This window comes from Trichocoleus sp. DQ-U1 (assembly GCF_039961925.1).
Taxonomy (GTDB): domain Bacteria; phylum Cyanobacteriota; class Cyanobacteriia; order Cyanobacteriales; family FACHB-T130; genus FACHB-T130.
This window is the reverse complement of the sequence record NZ_JAMPKB010000070.1, coordinates 20,568-28,194: the sequence shown is the minus strand read 5'-3', so window position 1 is coordinate 28,194 and position 7,627 is coordinate 20,568. Positions and strand designations below refer to the sequence as shown.

Here is a 7,627-nt window from a genome sequence, read left to right as displayed (position 1 = left end):
TCGCCGCTTCAGCCATAGGTCAATCGTATTGCGACTAATTTGGAACACCTGTGCGGCTTCACTTTTCTTCATGCCGTCTAACTCGATCGCTTGGATCACCTTCTGACGCAGGTCATAACTATAGGGGTTTGCCATGAGCAGCTTGAATAACTTCAGGACCACAGGTGATCTCTACTCTACGTCCTAACTATCTTGGCGGTTGCTATAAATCAATACCTGTTTACCTTAAAGCTTTAGCCAAAATGTTTAGTGCGACGTTGTGGTCGCGGTCTAATACAGTTCCACAGCCACATACATGAGTCCTGACTGATAGCGACTTCTTAACTGTCGCACCGCAGTTAGAACAATCTTGGGATGTATATTGAGGAGCAACAGCAACTACTGTTTTTCCGTACACCTTCCCTAAATACTGCAACCATTGGGCGAACTGTGACCAAGCTGCATCACTAATGCTTTTGGCAAGCTTGTGGTTTTTCACCATATTCTTCACCTGCAAGTCTTCGTAGGCTACGAAATCGCTAGATTTCACCACGCACAACGCCGTTTTTACGGCGAAGTCTTTACGCTGTCTACCGACTTTTAGGTGTTTTCTTCCTAGCCGATTAATGGCTTTCCGGCGGTTGGCTGATCCTTTCTTTTTCTTAGAAACTCTTCGTTGCAAGCGCTTCAGGGCTTTCTCGCTTTTTTGAAGATGGCGAGGGTTTGGAACAGTTTCTCCTGTGCTGTCGGTGTAGAAATGGGCTAATCCCACATCCAGCCCAACCGCTTTGCCCGTAGGAACGATTTCTTCTACTCGTTCTACATTGATGCAGAACTGGCTGTAGTAGCCGTCAGCGCGACGGATTACCCGCACTCGCTTAATCTCTTCGGAAGCGTAGAAATATAGGTCGCGAGAGCCGACTAACTTAAACGTTCCAGCTTTAAAGCCATCCGTGAAAGTCAAGTGTCTCTTATCGGAAGAAAGCTTCCACCCGCTAGTCTTGTACTCTACAGAGCGAGTACACTTCTTGAACTGCGGGAATCCTTTCTTTCCAGGCGAGTTCGCTTTGCAATTAGCAAAGAAACGTTGAATTGCAATCAGGGCGCGTTCAGCCGAGGCTTGACGCGCCATTGAGTTAAGCTTGCCTGCCCAATCAAACTCTTTGGCTAATACAGCACATTGTTTGTAGAGGTCAGAGAGCTTAATTCCTTGATTGTCCATCCAGTACCGGAGTGCTTTGTTGCGGATAAACTGCGCGTTCGGCTCATGTCGTCAATGACCCGATACTGCTCATGTCTACCTTTTAACTTGAACTCTAATACAATCATGGGAATATCCTACTGTGTTTATAGCAACTTATTGCTATAAACACAGAAAAATCGCCCTAGAAGGACGGGGCTTTAAACCCGTAATTTTTGGGTAAGATTACTGCGGGTGTTTTTTTACTCTCTGAATCGAGAATGCTAATTCAAAAGCTCCATGACTGCGAAGAATTTATTGCCGGTGATGCCACTCAGTTGAGGGAGTTATTGCATCCAGATAAACAGCCGGTAGAATTGCGTTATAGCTTGGCTCACGCGATTCTGCCGGTGGGACAAACTTCGACGCCGCACTCGCTAACAACTTCCGAGGTTTACTACATCCTTAGCGGTGCTGGTGAGATGCACATTGATGAAGAAACCCAGTTGGTAGAACCTGGAGATATGGTTTATATTCCGCAGAATGCCAAGCAATTTATTCACAGCTGCGGAACTGAACCGTTGGTGTTTATCTGCATTGTCGATCCGGCGTGGCGTAAGGAAGACGAAACAATTTACGACGCTTGAGTACACAAACGCAGGCAAAATTTATAATTTGCCTGCTACAGACATTTTGTTGCAAGCGATCGCATTACTTTTGAATTGCTTCCTTGTTTGGAAATGCTGGATTCATTAAATTTAAATCTTTAAAACAACAACAGCACTCCAACCAGACTCGCTAAGTGATTTCCTCTTATGGGCAATTCGACGTGGAGTTGAACTAACTTACAAAGTTTAGTTGCATCGCTCCCTAGTCACTAGCTTAGGAAATATCAGCCTTCTGGATGAGTGCTGCTGTTGTTGGATGAGACAGATGTTAAATGAAACAGCGTTTTTACCTCTCAAGTCGTATGTGAACCGCGCTGTAGAATCTGTCAGGGAAGCTTTTTAGCTTCATATTTTTACTTTAGCAGGCATCTCCAGAAGCACCAGTAAATGAAACCAAAATTCATGTTGTTGGAGAGAGCTACTATTCAGATTATGAAACAAAGTTAAGTGGGAATCGCGGGTATGAAGGATACGAGCGTCGCATCCACGAAACCCATACAAGTCCGTAGCAGAGAATCCTAGGGCGATAGGAACCTTCGGAACGTGGATTAAGTAGGGGCATGGCACAGAAAAAGCCCCTACCCAAAAAAATTGGAGGTTAATCAATCCACCGTTAACCGCTCATTACGAATCTTCAATCGAGGTTGGCTAAGTTCACCTTGGCTTCTGGAGCCTGGTAGATACCACCAGAAACTTGTAACTTCTGTAAAAACTCTTGCGTTAACTTAAGGAATGCTTTAGAGCCAGATGAATTGGGGTTGTTAAGACTCACCGGGGTAAAACTATCAACTGCTTTAGAGACATTTACATCCATTGGAATGCGGGTTTTGAAAATTTGAGCCGGGGTAAAATCTTCAGTAACTCGCTGCATCACTTGCTGGTAATATCTTCCACTCAGAATGTTCCCTGACATAATAAAGACAATTCCCATCAGGCGGAGATTGAGTAAGCCATCCAAATTATGACTTTCTTTGAGCTTATTAATCCGTCTTTCTAGCAGTTGAATTCCTACAACGGATAAAGGTTCTGGTCTAGCTGGCAGCAAGTAGAAATTACTAGCGACAATCCCACTACGAGTCAAAAGATTGTAGCCAGGAGCGCAGTCCAGAATAATGAAGTCGTAATCTTTAATTATCGGCTGTAAAATCCCTCTGACTAATTGCTTTTCAAACTCATTCCAAACTTGAATGAAGTTACTATTTCCATCCCTTAGCGCTCTTTCATGGAGCATCTCAGACACTAAAAATTCATCGTAGAGATCGATATCCCCCGGCAATAAATCCAGCCCTTTAACTGTGCAAACGTAAGGCTGAATAATATCTTGGATTGAAAGATTAGTTGGAAGATCGGGTTTAACTGCTTTATAAACCAGCTGTCTCAACGTGCGTTTCTCTTTCCGGCTCTTTCCGAAGTCCTGTGGGGACATCAGGCTGAGCGTAGCACTGATTTGCGTGTCTAAATCGACGACTAGAACCCGTTTCCCATGATGTTTGGCTAAACAAGTCGCCAAGTTGACACTGAGAGTCGTCTTACCGACGCCGCCTTTCATGTTTACCGTTGCAATTACATATCCCATTTGTTAGCTCCTCTCAAGCCTACGCCCCGCTAAATACAAAGCGAATCGCAGTCACTCAATCCCTGGTCAACTGTTACAGCCTTAATAATAATCTTGGATTCGCCGTCGTAAGGCAATAGCGCGATATGAGAGTTGCGACGATTTGGGATCGCGGTGTTCCGTGCGCCACGGATATCGCCTATCAAAGCGGAATCTCTCCAGAATAGCGATGGCACGTGCGATCGCTTCTCTTACCCTACAGCGTTTGCCCAGAACTTGCGCTGAAATCAACTATCCCAGATTTCTGAAAATTATGTAAACTTTTATAAATAAAGCAAAACACCAATCAATATCTATGACAACTAATAGTGGATTTGGCAAAGTTCAAAAAACCAAAAAAACTCCCAAAAGCTCCACCAAACGCGCGGAAGCATCCAAGCAGTACGACAAGATGAAGGGGGACGGAGTACCAGAATTCAATATTTACATTCGCATCCAAGGTAAAAAAAACTGGTTTCCAGTCGGTTCCCTAGCGGTGAATCGCACCAGTAAGATTAATCAAGCCATCTTCGACACCCAAGAAGACTTACGCCAAGGAGCCTTCCGTCTATTTCCCGTCCTCCGCAAGAACCAGAACAATTTGGAATATGGCTATCGCCTCAAGGGTTCTGAATATGCAGATGAGCCAATCCAAGTTGCCGTTCCTCCTCAGCCATCTGTCCCGAACGCGATTCAAGCAACGATCGATAAGCTGAAGAATAGCTTCTCTGGGCTATTGAAACGGGGTTAATTTGTTGTTTAGTGCAAGGATGCGATCGTTTCTTCGGATAGCGGCATACATAAAGAGCGATCGCATCCAACTCACTTTTGCCACTGCCAGTTGAGCAGAAGCTAAACTTTAAAAGGAACTTGACCCATGTCTTTAAGAAGCGGTCAATACCCTAATACGAAAAACCTCACTCTGAGGACAATCAGGTAGGTTTAAGGTTTCAATGAGTGCCGTGGAGAGGAAGAACACAATTGAACTTCAACCCTGAGCTTTGCCGAAATGAGAGTGAAGTAGAAAGTAAACTCATCGTTCAATATCTGCTGCCACAGCTAGGATATACTCCAGAAACTTGGCATCAAGAGATTGCCGTTGGCAGTATTCGATTAGACTTTTTGGCATTTGCAGCGCAAGTCATCCCATTTGTGTTGGATGACAACTCGCCATTAAGCGTTGTAATGGAAGCAAAGCATCCCAATCAAAACTTAAATAGACATACTGGCAGACTCAAGCGCTACTTAATGAGTTTGAATGTAGAATATGGATTGTTAACAAATGGCAAGGAACTCAGAATTTATAAAAAAAATCAGGATAATATTCAGCTAGTATTTCACTGTTCCGGCAGAGAGATTAGCTCTAAAATAGACAATATAAAAACTATTATTGGTAGAAATAACTTAAATGAAAAAACTACTGAAGATCCAACCAATATCAAAATTAATCTTGAAAACGCTCAAAATGAACCTTTGGTAGAGGAAAAAACATTACAACCTGAATTAATTAATTCTCAACTCAGATCCACACCAATTATTCAGCAAAAAAGGCAACATACTGTGAAAACAATTGCGGTTTACCACAACAAAGGCGGCGTAGGCAAAACAACAACCGTTGTTAACCTAGCCGCTGCTATCAGAAAGAAAGGCAAAAAAGTCCTGATTGTTGACTTAGATAGTCAAGCTAACACTACCTTTGCCGCAGGTTTAGCAAAATTTGATGATGAAGAACTAGATGAGCTAAAAGATTGCAATGTTCGTCATCTATTGAGGTCAGAAGAGTTTTACCCTATAAACGAAGTTGCTAAGAAATCTCAGTATAGTAACCCTGAAATTGATGTGTTGCCTTCCCACATCAGTTTAATGCAATACGAAATTGAGCTAAACCAACAAGATTCTAGTAAATTAATGCTCCTGCAAAAACTAAAAGCAGTAGAGGCTCAATACGATGTTGTAATTATTGATACGCCACCATCTTTAAACCTTTATGCCAGAATTGCTCTAATCACCGCTGACTATCTAATTATTCCTTCCGATCTAAAACCCTTTGCTAATCAAGGGTTAGTAAACGTCAAGGATTTTGTTAAAACAAATAATGAGTTCAGAAAATTTCTCAATAAACCAGCTATTGAAATATTAGGTGTTCTTCCTAGTAAAATATCTACGAATTCAAGATTTGTTCAATATACTTTACCACGGCGCTTAGAGGTAATTCCCAAACGCTACGATTTGAAAGTAATGGAAAGCGTTATTTATGAAAGAGAGGAGCTGGCAAAGTGTACCGAAAAAGTTCAGATTGTAGGTAACATGGAAATACCAGATCCAATCTCGGTGCTTGATTTCAAGCCAGATTCTACCTCCGCTCAGGAATTTAATTTACTAGCAGAAGAAGTTTTGCGAGAAATAGGACTAACTGCATGAAATTATCTACTTCGCTCGTAGGAGTAAAAAAAATTAACTCTAATGTTCCCCGTTCAGAATTCTCAGAGGATGAGTTAAATCAGACTGCTGAGTTAATTTTAAAAGCTGAAGGTATTATTAATCCCCCAGTTATTCGCAGAACTAGCCTAGAATCCTATGAGGTAGTTAATGGACATTTTGAATACTACGCCGCTGTTAAGGCTCGTGAGATAGATCCTCGTAAAGGAGAAATGATTGGAGCTTTCATTATTGAATCAGAAAATGAGGGAGTTCTCATGGATCAGGTTAAAGTCCTGAGAAATCGAGATTTTAATAATGAGTCACCAGTTGCTGACACACAGCCTTTAAATAGGGTTGAGTCATCAAATGAAGTAATACAACTTGAAAGTATATTGCCTGAAATTGAGAGTTTGATAGATAGAAAAATTCAACTTATTAGCAACAGGCTCAGCGAACATATTAATGAATTTGTTAAAAAAATTGAACCAATCCTGAACAAGCCAGAAAAAGGAGGAACCAAGAAACCTGATAAGACTCCGTCTAAAAAATCGGGTTACGCTGGAAAGACAGTTCCGGAGCTAAAAGCGATCGTGATAGAACGAAATATAAAGATACCTTCAAAGATTAAAAAAGATGACATTATTGCAGCTCTTGAAAAAGCTGATGTCAGCCAAAAGTAACTAATAACCTCATTATTTCACTTGGCGCAACGCATTAAACGCAGCGCCTCGCCAGTTAACTGCTAATAGCGATCGCTCCAATTAACTTCCTCATCAATTAGCCGCTTCTCGAACTTGCTCAGCGTAATCTTTGGGGCGAATTTTACGAAAAGTTTGAAGAGCGAATTGCCGCAAGCTGGTAGGCAAATAAGACAGCACGATCCCAAACGTTGCTTGACGCGAACTTCCCAAAATTTGACTAGATTCTTGCAAAAGTTTGCGTCCTTCTAAAGTTTCGCCATTTTCAATCAGTCTTAAACCCAGCGCTTTCCGGGTTCCGGCAAGTTTATTTAATCGGGCTTTTTCTAATTGCTGCTCCGGGAATTTGTAACTATTTAGGCAGAAGGATTTTGCTTTCAAAAAGTGAATATTTTGTTTTAGGCTGGTTTGCCCCCCGTGCATTCGATATTCCATGAGGAATTCTGGTAGGAAGTATCCATTCTTGCCTGCGATCGCTAACCTCACCAGTAAATCAAAATCCTCACAACCATCTGCTTCCGGGCGCATATAATCAACTTCTTTCAAACACTCCATCCGAAAGAGCGTAGAACCAACCTGTAAGCTTTGTTTTTGGAAAGTTTCCGTAATTAAATCCGGAATCATTCCCTCGTTGAGTTTGTCCTTCCCCCACTTAGCAGAATTTTCTAAAGTAGCTGATTCATTTCTTTCCCCTCTGGCATCTATAATCCAGTGGTTTGTACAAACAAAATCTATGGTTGGATTAGCGTCTAAAACAGCTACCGTTTTTTCTAAAAATTCAGGCGTTAATGCATCATCATCGTCAAATTTAATAAAATAAGTTCCACCAGCGGCATCAAAACCAGAACGCATATTTCGGCTGCGCTTAATATTAACCGGGTGCCGGATATAGCGAATTCTCGGATCGTTCCATTGACTCACTACTGCTGGGGTGTCATCAGTAGAACCATCGTCACAGATGATTAGTTCAAAATCTGTATAAGTTTGAGCCAGTACGCTATTTACTGCATAAGGCAACAAATTAGCTCGATTGTAGGTAGGGATGGAAATGCTAACTTTGGGCATAAGCTGAAGTTGTTACTGATTA

General features: G+C 41.9%; 8 protein-coding genes and 1 pseudogene. 4 read left to right on the top strand and 5 right to left on the bottom strand.

The genetic code is table 11. The annotated features are described in order from the left end of the window. Together NDI34_RS22285 and NDI34_RS22280 are read right to left on the bottom strand one after the other, a co-directional pair. The coding region (locus NDI34_RS22285; RefSeq protein WP_348232470.1) for an IS630 transposase-related protein at positions 1-135 on the bottom strand (135 nt) is incomplete at its 3' end. Between the two features lie 85 nt (positions 136-220). Further along, positions 221-1,308 (bottom strand): annotated as a pseudogene (locus NDI34_RS22280) (transposase). A 132-nt stretch (positions 1,309-1,440) separates the two neighbouring features. Between NDI34_RS22280 and NDI34_RS22275 the strand changes: the two are divergent. Next, positions 1,441-1,806 (top strand): cupin domain-containing protein, encoded by a 366-nt coding sequence (locus NDI34_RS22275; RefSeq protein ID WP_348233863.1) that lies wholly within the window; start codon positions 1,441-1,443, stop codon positions 1,804-1,806. Between the two features lie 655 nt (positions 1,807-2,461). Here the strand turns inward: NDI34_RS22275 and NDI34_RS22270 are convergent. After that, positions 2,462-3,403 (bottom strand): ParA family protein, encoded by a 942-nt coding sequence (locus NDI34_RS22270; RefSeq protein ID WP_190412090.1) that lies wholly within the window; start codon positions 3,401-3,403, stop codon positions 2,462-2,464. An 81-nt stretch (positions 3,404-3,484) separates the two neighbouring features. Further along, positions 3,485-3,673, bottom strand: a complete 189-nt coding sequence (locus NDI34_RS22265; protein WP_190682687.1) for a hypothetical protein — start codon at positions 3,671-3,673, stop codon at positions 3,485-3,487. Positions 3,674-3,737: 64 nt separating this feature from the next. Here NDI34_RS22265 and NDI34_RS22260 point away from each other — a divergent pair, with 64 nt between their 5' ends. From NDI34_RS22260 to NDI34_RS22250, 3 genes are all read left to right on the top strand, one after another. Beyond that, the gene (locus tag NDI34_RS22260; RefSeq protein WP_190527632.1) at positions 3,738-4,172 is read left to right on the top strand and encodes an HHL1-like protein; all 435 of its coding nucleotides are present in this window, start codon (positions 3,738-3,740) and stop codon (positions 4,170-4,172) included. 230 nt (positions 4,173-4,402) lie between these two features. Next, positions 4,403-5,842 carry an AAA family ATPase gene (locus NDI34_RS22255; RefSeq protein WP_348233862.1) on the top strand — a complete coding sequence of 480 codons (1,440 nt, stop codon included), beginning with the start codon at positions 4,403-4,405 and terminating at the stop codon, positions 5,840-5,842. Further along, entirely contained in the window at positions 5,839-6,522 is a 684-nt protein-coding gene (locus tag NDI34_RS22250) for a hypothetical protein (protein ID WP_190531293.1), read from the top strand. Before NDI34_RS22255 ends, NDI34_RS22250 begins: the two co-directional genes overlap by 4 nt. A 93-nt stretch (positions 6,523-6,615) precedes the next feature. On the opposite strand, the gene NDI34_RS22245 is transcribed toward NDI34_RS22250, so the two are convergent. After that, on the bottom strand, positions 6,616-7,605 hold the full coding sequence (locus NDI34_RS22245) for a glycosyltransferase (protein WP_190985159.1): 990 nt from the start codon (positions 7,603-7,605) through the stop codon (positions 6,616-6,618). Positions 7,606-7,627 lie beyond the last annotated feature (22 nt).

What these genes read in the sequence shown, in the direction of transcription:
- NDI34_RS22250 (WP_190531293.1), top strand. Translation starts at nt 5,839, where the DNA reads ATGAAATTATCTACTTCGCTCGTAGGAGTAAAAAAAATTAACTCTAAT.
- NDI34_RS22260 (WP_190527632.1), top strand. Translation starts at nt 3,738, where the DNA reads ATGACAACTAATAGTGGATTTGGCAAAGTTCAAAAAACCAAAAAAACT.
- NDI34_RS22275 (WP_348233863.1), top strand. Translation starts at nt 1,441, where the DNA reads ATGCTAATTCAAAAGCTCCATGACTGCGAAGAATTTATTGCCGGTGAT.
- NDI34_RS22270 (WP_190412090.1), bottom strand. Translation starts at nt 3,403, where the DNA reads ATGGGATATGTAATTGCAACGGTAAACATGAAAGGCGGCGTCGGTAAG.
- NDI34_RS22245 (WP_190985159.1), bottom strand. Translation starts at nt 7,605, where the DNA reads ATGCCCAAAGTTAGCATTTCCATCCCTACCTACAATCGAGCTAATTTG.